Source organism: Streptomyces sp. NPDC030995 (assembly GCF_055571215.1).
Map to the genome: position 1 here is coordinate 72,053 of NZ_JBVIFS010000026.1, position 22,798 is coordinate 94,850.

19 protein-coding genes (1 of these 19 only partly in view) are annotated in these 22,798 nt (G+C 70.4%); all 19 read right to left on the reverse strand.

The window, feature by feature from the left end:
- Positions 1-2 precede the first annotated feature (2 nt).
- Complete coding sequence (locus ACZ45T_RS29790) at positions 3-1,049, reverse strand: phosphomevalonate kinase (RefSeq protein ID WP_468446668.1); 1,047 nt, start codon at positions 1,047-1,049, stop codon at positions 3-5.
- A complete protein-coding gene (gene mvaD, locus ACZ45T_RS29795) occupies positions 1,046-2,101 on the reverse strand; it encodes a diphosphomevalonate decarboxylase (RefSeq protein WP_468446670.1) in 1,056 nt (351 codons plus the stop codon). The genes ACZ45T_RS29790 and mvaD overlap by 4 nt, the downstream gene beginning before the upstream one ends.
- Positions 2,091-3,098 (reverse strand): mevalonate kinase, encoded by a 1,008-nt coding sequence (gene mvk, locus ACZ45T_RS29800; protein ID WP_468446672.1) that lies wholly within the window; start codon positions 3,096-3,098, stop codon positions 2,091-2,093. The genes mvaD and mvk overlap by 11 nt, the downstream gene beginning before the upstream one ends.
- A gap of 52 nt (positions 3,099-3,150) precedes the next feature.
- Entirely contained in the window at positions 3,151-4,398 is a 1,248-nt protein-coding gene (locus ACZ45T_RS29805) for an acyltransferase family protein (protein WP_468446674.1), read from the reverse strand.
- 444 nt (positions 4,399-4,842) lie between these two features.
- A complete protein-coding gene (ahcY, locus tag ACZ45T_RS29810) occupies positions 4,843-6,252 on the reverse strand; it encodes an adenosylhomocysteinase (protein WP_468446676.1) in 1,410 nt (469 codons plus the stop codon).
- A complete protein-coding gene (gene metF, locus ACZ45T_RS29815) occupies positions 6,230-7,102 on the reverse strand; it encodes a methylenetetrahydrofolate reductase [NAD(P)H] (RefSeq protein ID WP_468446678.1) in 873 nt (290 codons plus the stop codon). Before metF ends, ahcY begins: the two co-directional genes overlap by 23 nt.
- The gene (gene metH, locus ACZ45T_RS29820) at positions 7,099-10,563 is read right to left on the reverse strand and encodes a methionine synthase (RefSeq protein ID WP_468446680.1); all 3,465 of its coding nucleotides are present in this window, start codon (positions 10,561-10,563) and stop codon (positions 7,099-7,101) included. Before metH ends, metF begins: the two co-directional genes overlap by 4 nt.
- Positions 10,560-11,546 (reverse strand): carbohydrate kinase family protein, encoded by a 987-nt coding sequence (locus tag ACZ45T_RS29825; RefSeq protein WP_468446682.1) that lies wholly within the window; start codon positions 11,544-11,546, stop codon positions 10,560-10,562. Before ACZ45T_RS29825 ends, metH begins: the two co-directional genes overlap by 4 nt.
- Positions 11,547-11,696: 150 nt before the next feature.
- Entirely contained in the window at positions 11,697-12,908 is a 1,212-nt protein-coding gene (gene metK / locus ACZ45T_RS29830; protein ID WP_468446684.1) for a methionine adenosyltransferase, read from the reverse strand.
- Between the two features lie 75 nt (positions 12,909-12,983).
- Positions 12,984-14,054, reverse strand: a complete 1,071-nt coding sequence (locus ACZ45T_RS29835; RefSeq protein WP_468446686.1) for a methyltransferase — start codon at positions 14,052-14,054, stop codon at positions 12,984-12,986.
- An 85-nt stretch (positions 14,055-14,139) separates the two neighbouring features.
- Entirely contained in the window at positions 14,140-15,726 is a 1,587-nt protein-coding gene (locus ACZ45T_RS29840; protein WP_468446688.1) for a class I adenylate-forming enzyme family protein, read from the reverse strand.
- A 164-nt stretch (positions 15,727-15,890) separates the two neighbouring features.
- Positions 15,891-16,265 carry a DoxX family protein gene (locus ACZ45T_RS29845; protein WP_468446690.1) on the reverse strand — a complete coding sequence of 125 codons (375 nt, stop codon included), beginning with the start codon at positions 16,263-16,265 and terminating at the stop codon, positions 15,891-15,893.
- Between the two features lie 34 nt (positions 16,266-16,299).
- Positions 16,300-16,911 (reverse strand): NAD(P)H:quinone oxidoreductase, encoded by a 612-nt coding sequence (wrbA, locus tag ACZ45T_RS29850; RefSeq protein WP_468446692.1) that lies wholly within the window; start codon positions 16,909-16,911, stop codon positions 16,300-16,302.
- Positions 16,912-17,034: 123 nt separating this feature from the next.
- Positions 17,035-18,030, reverse strand: coding sequence for a methyltransferase (locus ACZ45T_RS29855; RefSeq protein WP_468446695.1), 996 nt, complete (start codon positions 18,028-18,030; stop codon positions 17,035-17,037).
- Positions 18,027-19,184: a DegT/DnrJ/EryC1/StrS family aminotransferase gene (locus ACZ45T_RS29860; protein WP_468446711.1), complete on the reverse strand. Its 1,158-nt coding sequence runs from the start codon at positions 19,182-19,184 to the stop codon at positions 18,027-18,029. The genes ACZ45T_RS29855 and ACZ45T_RS29860 overlap by 4 nt, the downstream gene beginning before the upstream one ends.
- Before the next feature lie 8 nt (positions 19,185-19,192).
- Entirely contained in the window at positions 19,193-19,756 is a 564-nt protein-coding gene (locus ACZ45T_RS29865) for a cupin domain-containing protein (RefSeq protein ID WP_468446697.1), read from the reverse strand.
- Positions 19,757-19,823: 67 nt separating this feature from the next.
- A complete protein-coding gene (locus ACZ45T_RS29870; protein WP_468446699.1) occupies positions 19,824-20,891 on the reverse strand; it encodes a type III polyketide synthase in 1,068 nt (355 codons plus the stop codon).
- A gap of 613 nt (positions 20,892-21,504) precedes the next feature.
- Positions 21,505-22,557: a condensation domain-containing protein gene (locus ACZ45T_RS29875; protein WP_468446715.1), complete on the reverse strand. Its 1,053-nt coding sequence runs from the start codon at positions 22,555-22,557 to the stop codon at positions 21,505-21,507.
- Positions 22,467-22,798: the 3' portion of a condensation domain-containing protein gene (locus tag ACZ45T_RS29880; RefSeq protein ID WP_468446701.1), read on the reverse strand. Its footprint extends 1,231 nt past the window's final position; 332 of the gene's 1,563 nt are visible here — the last part of the coding sequence; the start codon falls outside the window, past its right edge; its stop codon occupies positions 22,467-22,469. The genes ACZ45T_RS29875 and ACZ45T_RS29880 overlap by 91 nt, the downstream gene beginning before the upstream one ends.

Here is a 22,798-nt window from a genome sequence, read left to right on the forward strand (position 1 = left end):
GATCATTCCTCGTTTCTTTCCGTCGCGGGGCGGATCTGCAGGGGCCGCACCCCCGCTGCGGCCCACCGTTGGCGTAGGTGAGCGAGGGCCTGGGACGCTTCGGCGTCCAGCAGGGCGATGCCGCAGTCACCTCCCCCTGCCCCTGAGGGCTTGGCCGCGCCGCCGGCGGATTCGGCGACGTCGCACAGCGCCGTCAGTTCGGTCGTGAAGATGCCGAGGCCGACCTCCTCGTCGAGGCGTGCGAGCGCGTGGCGGGCGCGCCGGATCTGGCGCAGCAGGCCGGGTCCGTCGCCGGTTTCGAGTGCGTCGGTCGCGGCGCGTACGAGGTCGGTGGAGGTTTCCACGAACCTTTGGTGCGAGGCGCTGCCCCGCCAGGTCCGCCGGTGCAGGTCGCTGACGAGGGAGGTGGTGGAGGCGGGCCGCCCGGTCCAGCCGACCTCCAGTGCGAGCCCTCGGGGCGGTGGCAGGCGGCGTACCTCCAGGCCCGGCCAGGGTGTGCGCAGTGTTTCCTCGATGCCTCGGCGGCGGGCCAGGTCGAGTACGAAGGTGCGGTCGGGCGCCTGGTAGGCGATCCAGCCGCCCCAGGTGCTGGCGGCGAGATCGCCGCCGGAGCCGTTGGCGTCGATCCGGGCGGCGGCGAGCAGGGCCAGGCGGAACAGGTGGTCGTGCGAGAGTGCGAGGCCGCAGTAGGACGCGACGGCCGCGATGGTGGCGACGGTCACCGCGCCGCTGGAGCCCAGGCCGAACTTGCGCCGGTTTTCGTGCAGTTGGCTGCTGACCGTGACGTTCAGGGCGGGTGTGGGCAGGCCGCGCTCGGCCAGCAGGCGGCCCACGGTCTCGATCGCCGCGAGCACGTGGGGTGATCGGGTCCGCGGGCCGAGGTCGGAGGAGATGACGGTGCCGGTCCCGGTGGTGTCGCGGACGGTGACGGTGATCTCCCGGTCGACCGCCACCAGGATCGAGGGGGTGCCGGGCTCCACGACCGCGTACTCGCCGGCGACGAACAGTTTGCCCGGCGCGCGCCGGACCACCGTCCGCCGGGAGGTCATCGCCGGTCCTCGTCCAGCAGACGGGCGCCGGGGCCCGGGCCGGCGATGTGCACCGCGGCGTCGGGGGCCGCGGCGCGCACGGCGTCGGCGACTCGCTCGGCCGCGCCGCGGGGGCAGAGCACCTTGACGTTGGGTCCGGCGTCCATGGTCGCGTAGGCCGCTACGCCGTCCTGCCTGAGCCGGAGGACGGTGTCGAGGACGGTGAGCGTGGCGGGCGCGAGATAGCGTATGGCCGGGCGTGCCGCGAGCATGGTCGCGTGCATGCCGAGCGCGTTGCGTTCGGCGATCTCCCCCACCGTGTCGAGGTCGCCGTGGCGCAGCGCGGCACGCATCTGGGCCAGGTCGTCCGTGCTGGAGCGGGCCCACGGCTCGTACAGCGGCGAGGTGTCGACGGTTTGCCGCATGGCCGCTCGGCTGGAGACGGTCTTGGGGCCCGCGTTGACGACGGCGATGACCAGCGCCGGGTCGAGGTCTCCCACGGGTACCGGTTCGGCGTACGAGCCGAGGTCCGCGTCGGTGGCCGGGGCGGCGGGCGGTCCCGCGTGCCATTGGGCGAAGCCGCCGAACAGCGAGCGTGAGGCCGATCCGGATCCGCGCCGGGCCAGGCGCGAGAGCGCGGTGGCGTCGAGGTCGAGTCCGTAGGCGGTGGCGGCGGCGACGGCGAGGGCGGCGAAGCCGCTGGCCGAGGACGCGAGGCCCGCCCCGGTGGGGACGGTGTTCTCGGTGGCCACGACGGCCCGTCGGGACGATCCGGCGTGCCGGCGCACCAGTTCCAGGAAGGTGATGACGCGCCGCTGCGCCTCGCCCGTCAGGGGCGCGCCGTCCAAGGTCACCGTGTCGTGTCCGGCTTCGGGGTCGAGGCGGACGCGGGTGGTCGTCGGGAAGATGTCCAGGGTCATCGAGAGGCTGTCGGTCCGCGGCAGGACGAGCTGCTCGTCGCGCTTGCCCCAGTACTTGATCAGGGCGATGTTCGGGTGTGCGACGGCCGTGGCGTGTCCGGCGGTTCGCGTGGTGCTCGCTCGGTCCGAGGTGGCCTCGTGGTCAACGCGCATGGTGGGAAGGCCCTTTCAGCGGTACGGCCCAGGTCTGCGCGGCGCCGGCTTCGTGCAGCCGGCGGGTGACTTGCCGTGCCTGGCCGATCGGGGTCAGGGCGATCATGCAGCCCCCCAGACCGCCTCCGGTGATCTTGGCTCCGAGGCTGCCCGCGGCGAGCGCGGCTTCGACCAGCGCGTCGATGCGGTCGGTGCTGAGGCCGGCGGCGCGCAGCAGTTCGTGGTTGTCGGTGAGGCAGGTGCCGAGTTTCTCCGGCCTGCCCTCGGCGAGGGCCCGTCGGGCCTCGTCGGTCAGTTCCGCGGCGCGGCGCACGAACTTCTCCTGCGCGCCCGCGTGGTGCTGGAAGCCTGTGCGCAGCAGCTCGACGGCGTCCTTGGTCCGGCCCACGTCGCCGCTGTCGGCGATGATGAACAACCCGTCGCATCCGATGGGCAGTTCGCGTACTTCGCCGCCCTGGAACCACAGTGGGGCGGCCGCGGCGACGGCGCGGGCGTCGACGCCGCTGGCCCGGCCGTGTGCCACGCTCTCGGCGGTCTGCACCAGGTCGAACGCGGCGTTCTCCGACACTTCTTTGCCGAAGAGTTCGGCGAGGGCGAGGACGATCGCGCGGGCGCAGGCCGCGCTGGATCCCAGTCCTCGGCCGGGCGGGATCGCGCAGTCGACGATCACGTCGAGGTGCGGGCTGTCGGGCACGCCCCAGAACGCCTTGACCTCGGCGACCAGCCGCCCCATGCTGCCGGAGGCCTCGCTCACCAGGGGCCGCGACGCGGAGCCGGTCATCGTGGAGAGCACGTCGTACTGGTCGTCCGTGGTGTCGGGTGACCATCCCGCGCTCGCCATGACCGTCAGTTGCGGTACGGGCAGGGCGAGCGCCGGGGCGCCGTAGACGACCGCGTGTTCACCGAGCAGAATCGCCTTGGCGTGGGCGCTTCCGGTGCCGATGGAACGCGTCCGGTGCTTGTGTGATACGCCCTCTGCCGAGGTCGGTGGGGTCAACGCGCTCAGCTCCCTTGTCCCTTTGCTGCATGGAGATCGCACCGCCCGCAGGTCAGACGGTTTCGCCGGTCGGCACGTAGCCCGTGCTGCGTGGCGCGCTGGGCGTCGTCTGCGGCTCGCTGGGCGTCGTCGTCTGCGGTGCGCTCTGGGCGGGCCGCTTCCTGTTGCGGCTGAAGCGGTGCATCACCGGCTTCTCCACCAGGCTGTACAGCAGCCAGGCGGCCAGCAGGTTCGCCAGGAACAGGGCGATCAGGAGGCCGAAGGCCGGGGCGGTGGCGAAGGTGCGGCCGTCGAGGAGCTTGGGCCTGGCGTAGAAGATGACCAGGGCCTGGACGAGGTAGAAGGCGAAGGAGACGTTGCCCAGCCACACCATGGTCCGGCCGGCGAGCCAGCCGCCCTCGCCCCGCAGGTCCGCCGTGGCCGCGGCGCAGATGATCATGCCGATCGGGACGATGGTGGTGAGGCTGAAGCTGTACGGGGCCGGGGCGGCGATCGCGCCGTAGTATCCCGCGGCGAAGAGGGCTGCCGAGGGCAGCAGGCCGATGCGCGGCCACAGGCCCGCGATGACGATGCGGGCGAGCATCATGCCCAGGACGAACTCGAACAGGCGCGGCGGCGGGAACGCGTAGCTGAACCACTGCTGGTTGACGGCCAGTTCGAGGCCGGGCAGCCGCAGGTCGCCGGGGATGAACCGCGTCACCACGCTCACGCCCGCCACGCCGGTGACCATGCCGCCGGCCCACAGCCACAGCCTGTGCTCGGCGATCCGGCGTACCAGGACGATGAACAGCGGGAACAGTGCGTAGAAGAGCACTTCCGAACAGAGCGACCAGGAGGGGAAGTTGACGCTCTGCACGGTGTCGACCCGGTTGCTGAAGGTGTGCACCAGGAACAGGTTCGGCAGCCAGGCGTGCAGGGGGGTGGCGGAGGCGAACAGCCACATCGCCAGCGCCCAGGTCACGATGTGGTTGGGGTACACCTTCAGGGCGCGGCGCCGCCAGAATCCCGTGACGCGCTCCCCGGGCGTCGAGGACCAGGTGAGCACGAAGCCGCTGAGGACGAAGAAGAAGGAGACGCCGATGTTCCCGGCGGAGTCGAAGAGGTCGGCCAGCGGCTTCGCGACGTCCGGGTCGTCGAAGAAGGTGAAGGGCGTCTTGGGCTGCAGGGGGTTGAAGAGCATCGTGCTGTGGGCGAGGAACACGAGCAGGGCCGCGAGGAACCTGATGCCGGTCAGCGAGGGCAGCGTGGCCCGGCGCTGCGGTGGTCCGCTGGTGGTGGTCGCGGCTGGTTGGACCGCCATGTGCGCACTTCCTTTCGGTCGGAGAAGCGGCCCGCGGGGCGCGTGCTGGACTCGCGGTGGGGCACGCGACGTGGTCGATGAATTCGCCGGCGGTATCGAGGCGGACGCCGGCCCGGCGGAGGGACTGCGCGAGGGGGCAGCGAGGCCGTCTCCCGCTGTCGGGGCGGGAGTTGTGGGGTGGCGTCGCGGTGCGTCACGTGCACGAGATGCTTGCGGGGTGCCGGTGCTCCGGCTCGTCGCGGCAATTCAGCGATGGTTCAACGGACTTGAGCCGTTGACACGGAGCACGGGGAAGTTTTCGGGCAGGGGTGACGTACGGGAATAGTGACACGGTGTCGCTGCCGCGCCAAGAGCGCCTCGGGGTGACGCAGGTCACTGCGCGTGGCGGCGGCCGGGTGGCCGGTGACCGGGTGGTGGCGGCGCGGGACGATGGCGGGCTGCGGCTCAGTAGCGGTAGTGGTCGGGCTTGTACGGGCCCTCGACCTGGACGCCGATGTAGGCGGCCTGTTCGGGGCGCAGGGTCGTGAGCTTCACGCCGAGCGCGTCGAGGTGGAGGCGGGCGACCTTCTCGTCGAGGTGCTTGGGCAGCGTGTGGACGCCGACGGGGTACTGGGACTGCTTGGTGAACAGTTCGATCTGGGCCAGGGTCTGGTCGGCGAAGGAGTTGGACATCACGAAGGACGGGTGTCCGGTGGCGTTGCCCAGGTTGAGGAGGCGGCCCTCGGAGAGCACGATGACGACCTTGCCGTCGGGGTAGGTCCAGGTGTGGACCTGGGGCTTGACCTCGTCCTTGACGATGCCGGGGGTGGCGGCCAGGCCGGCCATGTCGATCTCGTTGTCGAAGTGGCCGATGTTTCCGACGATGGCCTGGTGCTTCATCCTGGCGATGTCCGACGCCATGATGATGTCCTTGTTGCCGGTCGTGGTGATGAAGATGTCGGCCGTCTCGACCACGTCGTCCAGGGTGGCGACCTGGTAGCCGTCCATCGCCGCCTGCAGCGCGCAGATCGGGTCGATCTCCGTGACGATCACCCGTGCGCCCTGTCCGCGCAGCGATTCCGCGGAGCCCTTGCCGACATCGCCGTAACCGCAGACGACGGCCGTCTTGCCGCCGATGAGGACATCGGTCGCCCGGTTGATGCCGTCGATGAGCGAGTGCCGGCAGCCGTACTTGTTGTCGAACTTCGACTTCGTCACGGCGTCGTTCACGTTGATCGCCGGGAAGAGCAGCGCACCCTGGCGGTGCATCTCGTAGAGGCGGTGGACACCGGTGGTGGTCTCCTCCGTCACGCCGCGGATCTCCGAGGCGATGGCGGACCAGTCGAGCGTGCTGTTCTCCAGCAGGGCGCGGACCATGGCCATTTCCTCGTTCGTGGCCTCGGGCAGCTTGCCCGTCTTGTGCCGCTCGACGCCCAGGTGGACCAGGAGGGTGGCGTCCCCGCCGTCGTCGAGGATCATGTTCGGGCCGGCGTGTCCGGGCCAGGTCAGCGCCTGCTCCGTGCACCACCAGTACTCCTGCAGCGTCTCGCCCTTCCAGGCGAACACCGGGATGCCCGCGGCGGCGATCGCGGCGGCCGCGTGGTCCTGGGTCGAGTAGATGTTGCACGACACCCAGCGCACCTGGGCGCCCAGGGCGACAAGGGTCTCGATCAGGACGGCCGTCTGCACGGTCATGTGCAGCGAGCCGGTGATCCGGGCGCCGGCCAGCGGCTGCTGCTCGGCGTGCTCGCGGCGGATCGCCATCAGACCGGGCATCTCGTGCTCGGCGAGCGTGATCTCCTTGCGGCCGAACGCTGCGAGCGAGAGGTCGGCGACCTTGAAGTCCGTGAAGTCAGCGGTGGTCTGCGAGGACATGCGGTGCGCTCCTTGAGTTCAGTACGTTGCGGTGGATGTCGAGGGCCGCCGTGGACTTGTTCAGGGTGATGTAGTGCAGCCCGGGGGCTCCTTCGGCGAGGAGCCGCTCGGCCATGGCGGTGGCGTACTCGACACCGATGCGGTGCCCTTGCGCGGGGTGTTCGCGTGCGGCGTCCAGGCGGTGCGCCAGGTCCTCGGGGAAGGCGGCGCCGCTGAGTTCGGCGAAGCGGCTGATCTGGCGCACATCGGTGGCCGGCATGATCTCCGGGATGATCGGGGTGTCGCAGCCCGCGGCGACCACCCGGTCGCGCAGCCGCAGGTAGTCCTCCACGCGGAAGAACATCTGGGTGATGGCGTAGTCGGCGCCCGCCCGGCACTTGGCGACGAAGTGGCGGATGTCGCAGTTCCAGTCGGGCGAGCGCGGGTGGCGTTCGGGGAAGGCCGCGACACCGATGCGGAAGTCACCCAGCTCCCTTACGAGGGAGACGAGTTCGTGGGCGTGTGTGAAGCCTTCGGGGTGCGCGATCCACGGTGCGTTCGGATCGCCGGGCGGGTCGCCGCGCACGACCAGGACGTCCCGGACACCGGCGTCGGCGTACTGGCCGATGATGTGCCGCAGTTCGGCCACCGAGTGCCCTACGGCGGTGAGGTGCGCGACGGGGCGCAGGGTCGTCTCGGAAGCGATGCGACGGGTCACGTCGACCGTGCGCTCACGTGAGGAGCCGCCGGCGCCGTAGGTGACGGACACGAAGTCGGGGGCGAGTGGTTCGACGCGGCGGATGGCCCGCCACAGGGTCTGCTCGCCCTGGGCGGTCTTGGGCGGGAAGAACTCGAAGGAGAATGTCGTCATGAACGGCCTCCCGCGTTGAAGTAGTTCGCCTGGGGGTGGTGGACGACGATCGCGTCGGTGGACTGTTCGGGGTGGAGCTGGAACTCCTCGGACAGCTGGACGCCGATCCGTTCCGGCCGCAGCAGTTCGGCGATCTTGGCGCGGTCCTCCAGGTCGGGGCAGGCCGGGTAGCCCAGCGAGTAGCGGCAGCCCTGGTATTCGGTGCGGAACATGCCGTCCATCGCGGACGGGTCCTGGCCGTCGATGCCCAGTTCGCCGCGGACGCGGGCGTGCCAGTACTCGGCGAGCGCCTCGGCCAGCTGGACGGACAGGCCGTGCAGTTCGAGGTAGTCGCGGTAGGAGTCGGCGGCGAACAGCTCGGCGGTCGCCTCCCCGATCTTCGAGCCGACGGTCACGACCTGGAGGCCGACGACGTCGCTCTGGCCGGACTCCTCGGGGCGGAAGAAGTCGGCCAGGCACAGGCGGCGGCCGCGGCGCTGGCGCGGGAAGGTGAAGCGGGTGCGCTCGTTGCCGTGGTCGTCCAGGATGATCAGGTCGTCGCCCTTGGACACGCACGGGAAGTAGCCGTGGACGACGGCCGCCTCCAGGAGGTTGCCGGTCCTCAGCCGGTCGAGCCACATCCGCAGCCGCGGCCGGCCCTCGCTCTCCAGGGTGTCGCCCTTCAGGCCCCACTGGCCCTTGAACAGGGCGGCCTCGTCGAGCCAGGAGGCGTACTCCTTGAGGTGGATGCCCTTGACGACGCGGGTGCCCCAGAACGGCGGGGCGGGCACCGGGTTGTCGACGGCGACATCGGAACGGCCGGCGTCTTGGGGTTCTTCGATCACCGGCTCCCGCTTGGGGACGCGGCGTTGCTTGAGCGCGGGCAGGGTGGCGCCGGGCACCCCGCGCTTGACCGCGATCAGTGCGTCCATCAGGCGCAGGCCCTCGAAGGCGTCGCGGGCGTAGCGGACCTCGCCCTCGTAGATCTCGTGGAGGTCCTGCTCGACGTAGGCGCGGGTCAGCGCGGCCCCGCCGAGGATCACCGGGTAGTCGGCGGCCATGTTGCGCTGGTTGAGTTCCTGCAGGTTCTCCTTCATGATCACGGTCGATTTCACCAGCAGGCCGGACATGCCGATCACGTCGGCGCGGTGTTCCTCGGCCGCCTCCAGGATCGCCGAGACCGGCTGCTTGATCCCCAGATTCACCACGTTGTAGCCGTTGTTGGACAGGATGATGTCCACCAGGTTCTTGCCGATGTCGTGGACGTCGCCGCGCACGGTCGCCAGGACGATGGTGCCCTTGCCCTCGGCGTCCGACTTCTCCATGTGGGGTTCGAGGTGCGCGACGGCGTTCTTCATCACCTCGGCCGACTGCAGCACGAACGGCAGCTGCATCTGGCCGGAGCCGAACAGCTCACCGACGACCTTCATGCCCTCCAGCAGGGTGTCGTTGACGATGGCCAGCGCCGGGCGGCTGGTGAGCGCCTGGTCGAGGTCGCTCTCCAGGCCGTTCTTCTCGCCGTCGATGATGCGGCGCTGCAGGCGCTCCTCCAGCGGCAGGGCCGCCAGCTCTTCGGCCTTGCCCGCCTTCAGTGACTTCGCGGTGGCGCCCTCGAAGAGGGCCATCAGCCTCTGCAGCGGGTCGTAGCCCTCGGTGCGCCGGTCGTAGATCAGGTCGAGGGCGGTGGTGACCTGCTCCTCGTCGAAGCGGGCGATCGGCAGGATCTTGGAGGCGTGGACGATCGCCGAGTCCAGGCCGGCCTTGACGCACTCGTCGAGGAAGACGGAGTTCAGGACGATGCGGGCGGCCGGGTTGAGGCCGAAGGAGATGTTGGACAGGCCGAGGGTGGTCTGCACGTCCGGGTGGCGGCGCTTGAGCTCGCGGATCGCCTCGATCGTGGCGATGCCGTCCTTGCGGGATTCCTCCTGGCCGGTGCAGATGGTGAAGGTGAGGGTGTCGATGAGGATGTCCGACTCTTGGATGCCCCAGTTGCCGGTGAGATCGCCGATCAGGCGCTCGGCGATGGCCATCTTGTTCTCGACCGTGCGGGCCTGCCCGTCCTCGTCGATGGTCAGCGCGATCAGCGCCGCTCCGTGCTCGCGGGCCAGGCGGGTGACCTTCGCGAAGCGGGAGTCGGGTCCGTCGCCGTCCTCGTAGTTGACGGAGTTGATGACGGCGCGGCCGCCGAGCTTCTCCAGGCCGGCCTGGATGACGTCGACCTCGGTGGAGTCCAGGACGATCGGCAGGGTGGAGGCGGTGGCGAAGCGGCCGGCCAGTTCGTTCATGTCGGCGACGCCGTCGCGGCCGACGTAGTCCACGCACAGGTCGAGCATGTGCGCGCCCTCGTGGATCTGGTCGCGGGCCATCTCCACGCAGTCGTCCCAGCGGCCCTCCAGCATGGCATCGCGGAACTTCTTGGAGCCGTTGGCGTTGGTGCGCTCGCCGATCGCCATGTATGCGGTGTCCTGGCGGAAGGGGACCGTCTGGTAGAGCGAGGCGGCGCCCGGCTCGGGGCGCGGCTGACGCGCCGTCGGCTGCACGCCGCGTACCCGCTCGACGACCTGGCGCAGGTGTTCGGGGGTCGTGCCGCAGCAGCCGCCCACCAGTGAGAGGCCGTAGTCGGCGACGAAGGATTCGTGTGCGTCGGCCAGCTCGGTTGCGGTCAGCGGGTAGTGGGCGCCGTCCTTGGTCAGGACGGGCAGGCCGGCGTTGGGCATGCAGGAGAGCGGGATGCGGGCGTTGCGGGCGAGGTAGCGCAGGTGCTCGCTCATCTCGGCGGGGCCGGTGGCGCAGTTCAGGCCGATCATGTCGATGCCCAGCGGCTCCAGCGCGGTCAGCGCCGCGCCGATCTCCGAGCCGAGCAGCATCGTGCCGGTCGTCTCCACCGTCACCGAACAGATCAGCGGGACGGTGAGACCCGCGGCCTCCATGGCGCGCTGGGCGCCGATGACGGCCGCCTTGGTCTGGAGCAGGTCCTGGGTGGTCTCCACGAGGAGGGCGTCGGCGCCGCCGGAGAGCAGCCCTTCGGCGTTTTGCTGGTAGGCGTCGCGGATGGTGCGGTACTCGGTGTGTCCCAGGGTCGGCAGCTTGGTGCCGGGGCCCATCGAGCCGAGGACCCAGCGCTGCTGCCCGGTCCTGGCGGTGTACTGGTCGGCGACCTCGCGGGCCAGGCGGGCGCCGGCCTGGGACAGTTCGTGGATGCGGTGGGCGATGTCGTACTCGCCGAGCGCGGCGTGGTTGCAGTTGAAGGTGTTGGTGCCCACGCAGTCGGTGCCGACCGCGAAGTAGGCGTCGTGCACCGAGCGCACGATGTCGGGACGGGAGAGGTTGAGGATCTCGTTGCAGCCCTCCAGCTGCTGGAAGTCCTCCAGGGTCGGGTCCTGTGCCTGCAGCATGGTGCCCATGGCGCCGTCCGACACCACCACACGGGTGGCGAGGGCTTCGCGCAGGGCGTCCACGCGCCGGTGCTCGGCCGTGCTCATGACCCGCCGCCCGCGAGGCGTGGCTCGATGGCGCGGGCCGCGTCACTTCCGTACGTCCGGTCGATGCGGGCGATCAGGTCGGAGGGGACCAGCTTGTGTTCCTGGGTGCCAACCGACTCCAGGACGGTGGTGGCCAGGGCGCAGCCGAGGCGGGCGGCCTGGTCCTGCGGCCATTTCCAGGCCGTGCCGGCGAGGAAGCCGGAGCGGAAGGCGTCGCCCGCACCTGTGGGGTCGGCGATCTTGCCCGCGGGTACGGCCGGGATCCGCAGTGTGGGGGCGCCGGACCGGGCCAGGGACGCCCCGGCTTCGCCCAGGGTGGTGATCCAGGTGCCGACCCGGCCGAGGAGGTCCTGCTGCGTCCAGCCGGTGCGTTCGACCAGGAGGGCGGCCTCGTACTCGTTGGTGAACAGCCATTGTGCCCGGTCGACGAGTTGACGTGCCTGCCCCCGGTCGAGGCGGGCGAGCTGCTGGGAGGGGTCGGCGGCGACGGGGATGCCCAGGCGGTGCGCCGTGGCGGTGTGCCGCAGCATGGCTTCGGGGTCGTCGGCGCCGACCAGGACGAGCGCGGGCTTGCCGGTGCGCGCGGTGATCTCGGCCAGGTCGATCCGGGGGGCCTCGGCCATGGCGCCGGCGTAGAAGGTGGCGATCTGGTTCTGGTCCTGGTCAGTGGTGCACACGAAGCGCGCGGTGTGCAGGGTTTCGCTGACCTTCACCGCGGAGGTGTCGACGCCGTTCGCCCGCAGCCAGGTGTCGTAGTCGGCGAAGTCGATGCCCGCCGCTCCCACCAGAATCGGGTCGAGGCGCAGCTGGCCGAGGCCGAAGGCGATGTTGGCGGCGACGCCGCCCCTGCGCACCTCCAGCCGGTCGGCGAGGAACGACAGGGAGACCCGTTCCAGTTGCTCTTTGATCAACTGTTCGGCGAAGCGTCCGGGGAACACCATCAGGTGGTCGGTCGCGATCGATCCGGTCACGGCGATACGCACGGAAAAGCACTCCTTGAACCTGGGGCCGGTGTCGGGAACGAAACGGCTCCGGTGGCGGGCGCCACGCGGGGAAGCGGTGCGCGGCCATGGGGGGGAAGGCCGCGCACCGCTGGCTGACGGAGCGCCGGGGCTGCCCGGCGCTCTGCTGCGTCAGGCCGCCTTCGCCGCTTTGCGCAGGGCATCGGCGCGGTCGGTGCGTTCCCAGGTGAAGTCCGCCAGCTCACGGCCGAAGTGGCCGTAGGCGGCGGTCTGGGCGTAGATGGGGCGCAGCAGGTCCAGGTCGCGGATGATCGCGGCCGGGCGCAGGTCGAAGACCTCGCTGATCGCGTCCTCGATCTTCTGGACCTCGGTCTTGGCGGTGCCGAAGGTCTCGACGAAGAGACCGACGGGCTCGGCCTTGCCGATCGCGTAGGCGACCTGGACCTCGCAGCGCGAGGCGAGGCCGGCGGCGACGACGTTCTTGGCGACCCAGCGCATGGCGTAGGCGGCGGAGCGGTCGACCTTGGAGGGGTCCTTGCCGGAGAAGGCGCCGCCGCCGTGGCGGGCCATGCCGCCGTAGGTGTCGATGATGATCTTGCGGCCGGTCAGGCCGGCGTCGCCCATCGGGCCGCCGATCTCGAAGCGGCCGGTCGGGTTGACCAGGAGGCGGTAGCCGTCGGTGTCGAGCTTGATGCCGTCCTCGGCGAGCTGGGCCAGGACGTGCTCGACGACGTGGGTGCGGATGTCGGGGGTGAGCAGCGAGTCCAGGTCGATGTCGCGTGCGTGCTGCGAGGAGACGACGACGGTGTCCAGGCGTACGGCCTTGTCGCCGTCGTATTCGATGGTGACCTGGGTCTTGCCGTCGGGGCGCAGGTAGGGGATGGTGCCGTCCTTGCGGACCTCGGACAGCCGGCGGGAGAGCCGGTGCGCGATGTGGATGGGGAGCGGCATGAGCTCGGGGGTCTCGTCGCAGGCGTAGCCGAACATCAGGCCCTGGTCGCCGGCGCCCTGCTTGTCGAGCTCGTCGTCATCGCCCTCGACGCGGTTCTCGTAGGCGGTGTCGACGCCCTGCGCGATGTCCGGGGACTGGGCGCCGATGGACACCGACACCCCGCAGGAGGCGCCGTCGAAGCCCTTGGCCGAGGAGTCGTAGCCGATCTCGAGGATCTTCCCGCGCACCAGCTCGGCGATGTCGGCGTAGGCGGAGGTCGTCACTTCGCCGGCGATGTGCACCTGCCCGGTGGTGATCAGGGTTTCGACCGCGACACGCGAGGCGGGGTCCTGGCGCAGGAGCGCGTCGAGGATGGTGTCGCTGATCTGGTCGGCGATCTTGTCGGGATGTCCCTCGGTCACGGATTCCGAGGTGAACAGGCTGCGGGGCATGGCACTCCAGAGCAGTGGTGGGTGGACATGTGCAACGGGGGGGTGTGATGAGGACGGGGGTGGGGCGCCCCCGCCTCACGCGACCTTGGTCGCGCTGAGGATGGCCTGTACGGGGATGACGTCCTTCGGGATTTCGGCGGAGTCCTTGGTGATCGTCTTGGTGACCTTGAACCCGCTCTCCTCCAGCCAGCTCTGATAGGTCGACAGCTTCTGCGGGCCGCCCTGGCCCATGGCGGCGCCGATGAAGAAGGCCGGGAAGAAGTCGACGTTGTAGTTGTCGGTGTCCTTGATGTTCTCGGGGTACACCGGCACCAGGATGTTGACCTCTCCGCCCACCTTCAGCGCCTTGTGGACGCCGCCGAGGATCGTGAGCACGTCGTCCTTGTCGAACATGTCCAGGAAGTGCTTGATCAGTACGGTGTCGTATCCCTGGGGGATCTCGTCGAAGACGTTGCCGCCGATGAAGGAGAGGTGCTCTTCAAGTCCGTGGGCCTTGAAGTTGGCCAGGGCCTCGTTCTCCTTCTCCGGCAGGTCGAAGGTGGTGACCTTCAGCCCGGGAGAGGCCTTGTGCCGGTAGGTGTGGATCGCGCCGAGACCGGTGTTGCCGGCGACGTCCAGGACCTGGGCGCCGGAGGGGATGTGGATGTTGCCGAAGAACCAGGGGTCGATGTTGGCGGTGACGGTGTCCATCAGCTTGGACCAGGCGTCGCGCAGATCCCGGTGGTCCGCCACGGCGTCGTACAGGGTTCCCTGGACTGCGTAGAGCTCCTTGAGGCCGACGGTCGTGCCGGTGCGCACGCTGTCGGTCAGGTAGAACAGCTGCCGCAGCGCGGTGACCTTGATCAGGTTCATGTAGGCCAGTGCGCGCCGCAGGTCGGTTTCGGCGAGGTCGGCGAGCGCGTCGAGGGTGTAGGCGCCGCTCTCCTCGTCGTGGGCGATGAAGCTCTCCTTGACCAGCAGGAGGAGGAGCTGTTGCACGGCGTCGGGCTTGGCGCCGACGGCCTCGCCGAGCTGGGCCGCGGTCAGGCCGGGCGTCTGGCGGAGCTTGTCGATGATGCCGAGCTCGAAGGTGGACAGCAGGGTCATGAACCGCGAGGGGCCCACCATGTATTCGCGAAACCGCGCGAGGGTGGCGTCAGAGGTCATTGCAGGGATCCCTTTCGAGTTGGTTGCCTGGCGGAGCCGGTCGAGGCCGCGGTCAGGGCCGCGGCGTCGATGGGTGCGGGCTCCTTTAGGACCTGTCCTTCAGCTGTTCCTGGAACCGGTGGGAGAGCGCGCCGCGCTGCACTTTGAGCGTGGCCGTGCGGGGCAGGTCGGCCTGCGCGATCTGGACGGGGTCGCCCAGCTGGGGGAAGTCGGCGACGGCCGCGCGCCAGCGGGTGGGGTCCAGGGGCTTGTCGTCGACGGTGCAGATCACCGGGATCGGCTCGGAGTTGGGGCCCTGCACCACGACCAGCTCGCTGAGCTCGTCCAGCTTGCTCAGCACGATGTCCTCGACCTCCAGGGAGCTGCGCACCCCGGGGATCATGTCGACCTCCCGGTCGAGCATGTGCAGGCAGCCGAACCTGGTGCGGTACCCGACGTCGCCGGTGCGCCACCAGTCGCCGTTGCGGTTGGTGTCGTAGCGCTGCTGCTCGGCGAAGTAGGTTTTCGCCAGGCCGTCCCACGCGACCTCGATGAAGCCCGGGCTGGTCTCGGAGGGGGTCTGTCCGTCCCGGCTCACCACGCGGATCCTGGCGGCGCCCTTGGGCATGGCCCAGCCCACGCAGCGCCCGTTCGCCTTGTGGGCGAAGTTGCGGAAGTAGGCGCGGCCGACGGCCGGGCCGACCTCGCTCTGCCCGTAGATCTGGAAGAACAGGGCGCCGCGACGGTCGGAGGCCCCCAGGAGCTTGCTCATGGTCGAGGGGTGGATCGCGTCGAAGGTGCTGCTGAAGACCTTCACCGACCCGAACGGCGCGCGCGGGTCCTCGGCCAGCTGCTCCCACTCCATGAGCGAGTTGGGCAGTGCCTCGATGAGCACCGGCCGGTGCTCGATCAGCTGCTCGGCGACGTCGGCGGGGGCCGCCTCCTTCATGAGCAGGACCGGGAACTCCTTGAGGAGGGCCAGGGACATCGCCGCGACCATCCGCGAGTGCACGAAGGGGACGTGGATCGCGACGGTCTCCTTTTTGCGCATCAAGGAGAGCAGCCGCCACTGCGGTACGAGGCGGACGGCCTGGGTGCGGGGGGTGTGTACGACGAGTTTGGGGATGCCGGTGGTGCCGGAGGTGTGCGTGATCACGGCGGCCTCGTCGATCGGCCGGACCACCGGCCTGATGCGCGGCGATCCGGCGAGTTCGGCCAGTGAGAGCGCGCCGGGCCTCTCGCCGGCCGAGCTGATCACCCGCCGGGTGAGTGTCGCCAGCGGCACATCGGCGAGGACATCGAGGGTGGCGCCGTCGGTGAGCAGGGTGGGCCGGCCGACCCGCTCGATCAGGACGGCCGCGGTCGCGGCGTCCAGGGCCGGCGACAGGTTCACCACGACCGCTCCGATGCGCGACACCGCGGCGGCGAGCATCCAGTGGTCGGCGTTGGCGGTCTTGTAGAGCACGACGCGCTCGTCGGGCCGCACCCCGGCCGCCCACAGGCGGGCCGCCAGGTCGTCGACGTGCTCGGCGTACTGAGCCACCGTCAGGCGCCGTCCCGCGTCGGGGAAGACGCCCAGGCGGTGGTCGAGGGTGATGGGCGTCGAGGGGTTCACGGCTGCGGCCATCTCCGGCAGGAGGCCGATGTGAAGACCGCGCTTTTGTATGGATCTGTAGGCGGTGGAGCCCTTCATGGGGGCTGTCTCCTTTGCGGTGAGCGATGACGAACGCGGACGGTCGCCGCTCGGCGGCGCGCGAAAAAGGGGACGTGCCCTCGGCTCACGGCCGAGGGCACGTCGGGTTGTTCGGTGGTGTTGCGCTGCTGCGCCGCCCGGGGCGGGCCGGGCCTGAAAGGAGTTCAGAAGGAGTAGGGACCGAAGCGGCCCCACGCCACGAAGCCGGCCACCGCGAGCAGGACCGCGTTCACCGCGATCGCCTGGTTTTCGTGACGACGCAGGTGGGTGACGGCCGCGCCGATCATCAGCAGCACCGTGCCGGCGGCGGCCGCCGGCACCAGGGCCGGCGCGATGTCGAGCGCGGCGGGCAGGATCAGGCCCACTGCGGCCAGCACCTCGAGGGCGCCGATGGCCTTGACGGGGCCGGGGCCGAAGTCTTCGACCCAGCCGTAGCCGGACGCGGCCAGCTTCTGAGTGGGCTGGAGCATCTTCATGGCGCCGCCGGCCAGGCTGATGGCGCCCAGCACGGCCGCGGAGATCCACAGGGCGACGTTCACGGGAGTTCTCCTTGCAGGGGTTCGGCCCGGCCATTCAGCCGGCGGCGCGGCCGGCCTTGAGCGCCCCCGCGATGTCGACGACGCGGCGGGCCTGGTGACGGGCCGACTGCAGGGTCTCCTCGCTGGGCGCGCCCTGGCCGGCCACGTGGGACGTGCCGTAGGGATTGCCGGTGGTGAACTGGATGGGATCGGTGTAGCCGGGGGGCACCATGACGCCGCCCCAGTGGTAGAACGTGTTGGACAGCGCCAGGATGGTGGACTCCTGTCCGCCGTGGAGGGTGTTGCTGGCGGTGAAGGCCGAGCACACCTTGTCGGCGAGCTTGCCCTGGGCCCACAGGGGACCGGTCGTCTCGAGGAACGCCCGCAGCTGGCTGGCCGGGTTGCCGAAACGGGTCGGGGTGCCGAGCAGCACGGCGTCGGCCCAGCCCAGGTCCTCGAGCGTGGCCTCCTCGACGTCGGCGCTGTCTTGGATGTGCTGGGCCCACGCCGGGTTGGCGTTGATCGCCTGCGGCGGGGCCAGTTCGCGGACCTTGCGCAGGCGCACGGTCGCGCCGGCTTTCTGTGCGCCCTCGGCGGCTGCCCGGGCCAGGGCGTGCACGCTGCCGGTGGCGCTGTAGTAGATGATGGCGACGTTCACGGGCTCCACGACTGACGTCCTTTCTCGCTGCGTTCCACCGGGGTGGTTGCGCTGGGTTGTCGAGACCAGCAGAGCGCGTTGCGCCCCGGCGTCCCTCGAGCGCGGCTGGAGTGCGGACCGGCCCGCGATCGGCTACCGGGCGACGACCAGGGTGGCGGGCGGCGCGGAGTGGAAGGAGACCTCCTCGAAGCCGGCCTTCAGGAGCCAGTCGCGGTACTCGCACTGGCGCCAGGTGCCGCCCTGCTGGCTCTTCAGCAGCATTTCCGAGGCGAAGATCAGCGGGAAGGCCGGACCGCCGCGGTCGTCGTCGACGACGTAGTCGCAGACGACCAGCGCGCCACCGGGCTTGAGGCAGTCGCGGAGCCTGGTGAAGACCTCGGTGTTGTCCTCGGGCCCTTCCTGGTGGGCGATGTGGGAGTACAGCGCGACGTCGTACTTCGCGGTGCCGAAGTCGGTGGTGTGGAAGTCGCCGTCGAGGCAGGTGAACCGGTCGGCCACGCCGCGCTCGGCCAGGAGCCGGCGGGCGATGGCGTTGATCGGTTCCCAGTCGAGCTGGGTCGAGCGGGCGGCCGGGTTGGTTTCGAGCCAGATCGCCGAGTAGATGCCCGAGCCGCCGCCCACGTCGAGGATGGAGATCTCGCCGGCGTCGGCGAGCCCGAGCACCTCGGCGGCGACCAGCGCGGCGGGCACCGACTGCGCGGCGATCGCCGGGACGACCTCCTCCCAGTGCGGATTGTCGGCCACCTCGGTGGTCGGGTCGCTCACCGGTCCCCCGGCGCGGACCACCTCGGGCAGGGCGGTCAGGGCGCCCATGTGCTTCAGCTTCAGCTGGGCGAAGCTGCTCAGGGAGGCGGGCTTGCCCTCGACCAGGTAGGTGGAGGCCGCTGGGGTGTTGCGGTAGCGGCCCTGGTGCAGCTCGATCAGGCCCACGCCGATGAGCCCGTCGAGGAGGGTCTGGGCGCCCCGCGGGGAGATCTGGGCGCGGGCGGCGAGCTGCGCGGCCGTGTCCGCCCCGTTCTCGAGGTGGGTGAAGAGCGAGTGGGCGGCCGCGGCACCGAGGACCCCGGTGGCCCAGTAGCCGTTGATCAGTCGCAGTACGCCGTCCGGTGTCGGCTGGTTGTCCGTCATGCGGCCCCTCCTAGGACCCGGGTGGACGTCGAGTGGGCCCGCAGCGAGCCGCGCAGGGCGTCCACGACCCTTTCGACCTGGCTCACGCTGAGTTCCGCGTGCATGGGGATGGCGAGATTGCGGCGGAAGAGGTCCGCCGAGACCGGGCACGTGTGCCCGGACGCGAACACCGGCTGGACGTGGGTGGCCCACGTGCCGTGTCCGCAGCCGATGCCCTGGGCGCGCAGGTCGGCGGCGACCGCCGCGCGGTCCACGCTCGCGTCCAGCGTCACCATGTAGGACTGCCAGGCGTGGGTACGGTCCTCAGGCACCACAGGGACCGTCAGCAGTTCTTCATCGGCGAGGAGTTCGGCGTACTGGGCGGCGACGGTGTTGCGGCGGGCGAGGAGTTCGCCGATCCGGCCGAGCTGCACCTGGAGGATGGCCGCGGCGATGTCGGACAGCTTGAAGTTGTAGCCGATCTCGGTGAACTCCGGGATCGGCAGGCCGACGACGTTGCCCATGTCGAAGATGCTGCCGATGCCGAAGGAGGAGCGCAGCCGCGCGTTTGCCGCGACCGCCGGGTCGGTGGCCAGCAGGGCCCCGCCCTCACCGCTCGTGGCGCCCTTGCGTCCGTGGAAGGAGAGACATGCCACCTCCGCCAGCGCGCCCGCCTCACGGCCCTGGTAGGTGGCGCCCACCGCACAGGCGGCGTCCTCCACCAGGAACAGACCGTGTCGGTCGGCGATGGCCTGCAGCGGCGTGTAGTCGGCGGGCATGCCGACCGTGTCGACCGCGATCACACCCACGGTCCGCGGACCGACCAGAGCGGCCACCGCCTGCGGGTCGACGGTTGCGGTGTCGGGCCGCACGTCGGCGAAGACCGGGACCGCGCCGAGGTAGCGCACCGCGTGGGCGGGCGCCGGGAACGTGTAGTCGGCGACGATCACTTCGTCACCCGGCTGGACGCCGAGCGCCATCAGGGCCAGGTGGAGGGCTGCGCCGCAGTTGCTCACCGCGACCGCGTCGGCCACCTGGTACTTGTGGGCGAGCTGGGCTTCCAGCGCCTTGCCCCTGGGGCCCTGTCCGGCCGGCCAGCCGGAGGTGAACACCTCGGCTACGGCGGCCAGTTCCTGTTCGCCCAGGCTCGCGTGAACCAGGGGAATCGTATCCATGGTGGTCATCACCCGCTCCGCTTCGCGTTCGTTTCCTGACCGGGGATCACGGGCACGGGCGGCTCGAAGCGCAGTGGCGTGATCTGGCTGACGTCGTAGCGCTTGCGCATCTCCTCCACGGCCGCGGCGTCCACCGTGGTGCCGCGCGACCAGATTTCCGCGATTTCCTCGAAGTAGTCCTCGTGTTCGGGCGAGGGATAGCTCTGGAAGAGCATCTTCACCGGCTTGTCGGTGGGGTTGCGGAACGCGTGCGGCGTGCCGGGCGGGACGAACATGCAGCCGCCCTCCCCCGCGCGGATGACGCGGTCGCCCTTGGGTGATTTCCAGTGGTGCCAGGTGTCCGCCGTGCGCTCGGTCGGCTCGAAGCACAGCAGGTCCAGCTCGCCCTCCAGGACGTAGAAGAACTCCTGGGAGTGGTTGTGCACGTGCGCCCCGACGTCAAATCCGGGCGGGACGACCACTTCGAAGATCGATATGGACGATCCTTGCGCCTTTGTGGCCTTGAAGGTCACTTCCTGCGCCGGGGTGATCAGCTTTCGCCCCCCACCGGCCGGAATGATGAGGTCAGTCATGAGCTGTTGTCTTCCTTTGTCCGTACGAGATCTCGCTCAGGGGAGGGCAACGACCGCTTCACCGGGCTCAGTCGACGGTCCGCGGCGCATCGCTGCTCCACCGGCCCAGCGCCATCTCGGCGGTGATGCCGGGGCCGAAGCCGGCGATCAGACCGGTCGCGTCGGGCATCGGGGTGTCCTCTTCGAACAGCCGCAGAGCCGCGTCGAGTACGACGGCGCTGGCGATGTTCCCGTACTCGGTCAGGGTGGCCCAGCTGTGCCGGAACACCTTGCGGTCGACGTCGAGGAACTTGGCGAGGTCGTTCAGGATGCGGGGGCCGCCCGCGTGCACGATGTAGAAGTCGAGGTTGGCGGCGTCCCAGCCGTGGCTCGCGCTGAACTCGCGCAGCACCGGGGCGAGCGGCTCCATGGTTCCGGGCACCCGGCGGTCCAGCTGGAAGTGGAAGCCGGTGTCGCGCACGGCGTAGGAGATCCAGTCCTCGGTGTTCGGGATGAGGTAGGAGGAGTTGCGCTCCAGCTCGATGCCCGTTCCGCCGTTGCCGCGCACCACGGCGGCCGCGACGGCGTCGCCGAACAGCCCGTCGGACAGGAGCGATCCGATGTCGTCCTCGTCGGGCTGGTAGCACAGTGAGCACAGCTCGCACGAGACGATCAGGACGTTGCTCCCGGGGTGGGCCACGCAGAAGTCGTGGGCCCTGTTGATGGCCGCACCGCCTGCCGCACAGCCCAGCTGCGCGATGGGTATCTGCCGTGTGTCGTCCCGGAACCCCATGCGGTTGATCAGCCACGCGGTCAGCGACGGCATCAGGAACCCGGTGCACGACACGTAGATGATGGCGTCGATTTCACGCGCCGTCACTTCGGCGTTCAGCAGGGCCCGTTCGATGACCTCGGGGGTCCGCTTCTTCGATTCGATCTCGTAGATCCGGTTGCGTTCCGTCAGGCCCGGGTGGCGCAGCGTCTTCTCGATGGGCTGCACGATATGCCGCTTCAACACCCCCGTGTTCCGAATCAGGCGAAGTGCCAGAGGGAGCTGCGGCTTTCCGGCGTGGACCTTTTCCGCGAACGCGAGGGTCTCTTCCGCTGTGATGACGTATTCCGGCACACTCACCGAGGGCTTGCAAAGCCTTGGCATATCTGAGTCCACTTTCTCTAGAGTCTGCCTTCTGCACGGGAGGAATCGCTCGCACCGTTCCAGTGCTGCCCGGGTCGGGCGAAGGCAAGGACATGAGCGATGCGGCCAACTCCAGGCCGACAGAAATGCCCCATCCCGCCGTGCGGGATGGGGCATTGAAAGAGAAACAATCCCCGCCGATGTTTTCAGGCAGGGGGGATGTGCGGAAATCGTGACACGTGAAGTACCGGCAAGCCAAGCATCCGCGAAAGTGACATGGGTCACGTCGTGTGGGGGGTGTTGCGGAGCGCGGGGCTGTGTCGTGTCAAAGACGGTGCGGGCGTGGCGGCCTGACGGCTCGATTGCCTGAACCCCCGTGCGGTGTCGGTGACATGCGTGAGTCGCGGGTCGGGGTGAGCGAGCTGGGCCTGATCCGCTGTGCCCCGGTGTGCGGTCCCTTACGTCTTCGACCGCATCTGCCGGGCCGGGGCGTCCCGCGCTGCCCGGTCCGGGGCTCGGCCTGGCAATGGCCGGGCAGATCGCGCAAGCGCGCGGGGCGGGCCTGACGGCAAAAGGGGCGGCGCCGGGCGGCGGGGCGCTGCTGCGCCCCGGTTCCCGCCGGCCGGCCCAGGGTCTAGGGCTTGCGGGCCGCGGTGGCCAGCGCGCGGGCCAGTTCGCGTATGCGGTCGTCATCGGCGTCAAAGGCGGCTCCGAGCACCACGAGCGGCGCTTGGCCCAGGTCTGCGGCGAGGTGTTCGGCGAGTTCGCAGGCGAGGGCGCCGGCTCCGGCGAAGCCGCCGAGGACCAGGGGCCCGCCGGCGGTGAGCAGGGGCCGCAGTGCTGTGAGCGACTGCGGTATCCGCGCGTGCTCCGCCCGCAGCACGGCGAGTGCCTCGGGCCCCTGGTATCGCCGGGCCAGCGCGGCGTGGTTCGCGCCGGGGGTCCCGGGCGGGGCGATCAGGCAGATGGTCCCGGCGCCCGGGCGGCGCTCCCCGCGCAGCCGCAGCAGGCGCCGGCCGGCCGGGTCCACGGGGCGGTCGTGCAGGCGTGGCAGGTCGGTGTCGGGGAGGCCCGAGAGCACTTCGGCGACGGTGGTCGAGGGGCCGGCTGCGTAGGGCAGTTCGCGCAGCAGCCGGGCGCTGTGGGTGAGCATCGCGGTCGCGTGGTCGTCGCGGAGCCGGCCGCGGTCGTGGGCCGCGGTCAGGACGAGCCCGCCCCCGCTGTCGTGGCGGGCTGCCACGCTGATCGCGGGCGCGGTCCGCCCGCCCGCCGGATTGATGTCGGCCACGCGGATGCCGTGCGCGGCGAGTTCGGGCTCCAGCCTTTCCAGGTGGCTTGGCCGGTGCTCGAAGGAGATCAGCGTGTCGGGGAGCCCGGCGTCGGCGTCGTGTCCGAGCCACTGGCCGATCTGCCCGGCGGAGACCCATTCGTAGGCGGCCATGCCCAGGACCTGGTCGCGTACGGCTCGCAGCAGCGCGGGCACGGTGCCCGCCGGGTCGACCTGGAGGGTCATCGGCAGCGGGTTGTCGAAGGGGCCGGGCAGGTGTGCGATGCCGTCCATCGGGATGCCGCGGCCGGACACGGTGACGTTGAAGCTCACCGGGACCGGGACCGGGACCGAGGCCGGGGCCGAGGCCGGGGCGGGGGCGGGGGCGGGGGGCGTTGTGCCCGCGCGGAACAGGAGCATCGCCCAGACGGCCTGCAGCGCGCTGCTCTCCGTGACCCCCCAGTGCGCCGCCCAGGCGGTGAGGCGAACCGTTTCGGCGCGGGTGAGCCGGATCCGGTTGAGGCCCGTGCCGTGCCGGCCGGTGACGGCGCCGGCCTGGGGGGGGGGGGGACCCCCTCCCCAACCAACAAACCCTCTTCTTCCCCAACCCCCCACAGGAGCACGGACCCCTCTTTTCCCCCCCCCCCCACCCATGGGCCAG

Coding starts and splice junctions, on each gene's coding strand:
- ACZ45T_RS29805 (WP_468446674.1), bottom strand. CDS start 4,398: ATGGCGGTCCAACCAGCCGCGACCACCACCAGCGGACCACCGCAGCGC.
- ACZ45T_RS29790 (WP_468446668.1), bottom strand. CDS start 1,049: ATGACCTCCCGGCGGACGGTGGTCCGGCGCGCGCCGGGCAAACTGTTC.
- ACZ45T_RS29855 (WP_468446695.1), bottom strand. CDS start 18,030: ATGACGGACAACCAGCCGACACCGGACGGCGTACTGCGACTGATCAAC.
- ACZ45T_RS29865 (WP_468446697.1), bottom strand. CDS start 19,756: ATGACTGACCTCATCATTCCGGCCGGTGGGGGGCGAAAGCTGATCACC.
- metK (WP_468446684.1), bottom strand. CDS start 12,908: ATGCCCCGCAGCCTGTTCACCTCGGAATCCGTGACCGAGGGACATCCC.
- ACZ45T_RS29860 (WP_468446711.1), bottom strand. CDS start 19,184: ATGGATACGATTCCCCTGGTTCACGCGAGCCTGGGCGAACAGGAACTG.
- ACZ45T_RS29840 (WP_468446688.1), bottom strand. CDS start 15,726: ATGAAGGGCTCCACCGCCTACAGATCCATACAAAAGCGCGGTCTTCAC.
- metF (WP_468446678.1), bottom strand. CDS start 7,102: ATGACGACATTCTCCTTCGAGTTCTTCCCGCCCAAGACCGCCCAGGGC.
- metH (WP_468446680.1), bottom strand. CDS start 10,563: ATGAGCACGGCCGAGCACCGGCGCGTGGACGCCCTGCGCGAAGCCCTC.
- ACZ45T_RS29875 (WP_468446715.1), bottom strand. CDS start 22,557: ATGCTCCTGTTCCGCGCGGGCACAACGCCCCCCGCCCCCGCCCCCGCC.
- ACZ45T_RS29835 (WP_468446686.1), bottom strand. CDS start 14,054: ATGACCTCTGACGCCACCCTCGCGCGGTTTCGCGAATACATGGTGGGC.
- mvaD (WP_468446670.1), bottom strand. CDS start 2,101: ATGCGCGTTGACCACGAGGCCACCTCGGACCGAGCGAGCACCACGCGA.
- ACZ45T_RS29870 (WP_468446699.1), bottom strand. CDS start 20,891: ATGCCAAGGCTTTGCAAGCCCTCGGTGAGTGTGCCGGAATACGTCATC.
- ahcY (WP_468446676.1), bottom strand. CDS start 6,252: ATGTCCTCGCAGACCACCGCTGACTTCACGGACTTCAAGGTCGCCGAC.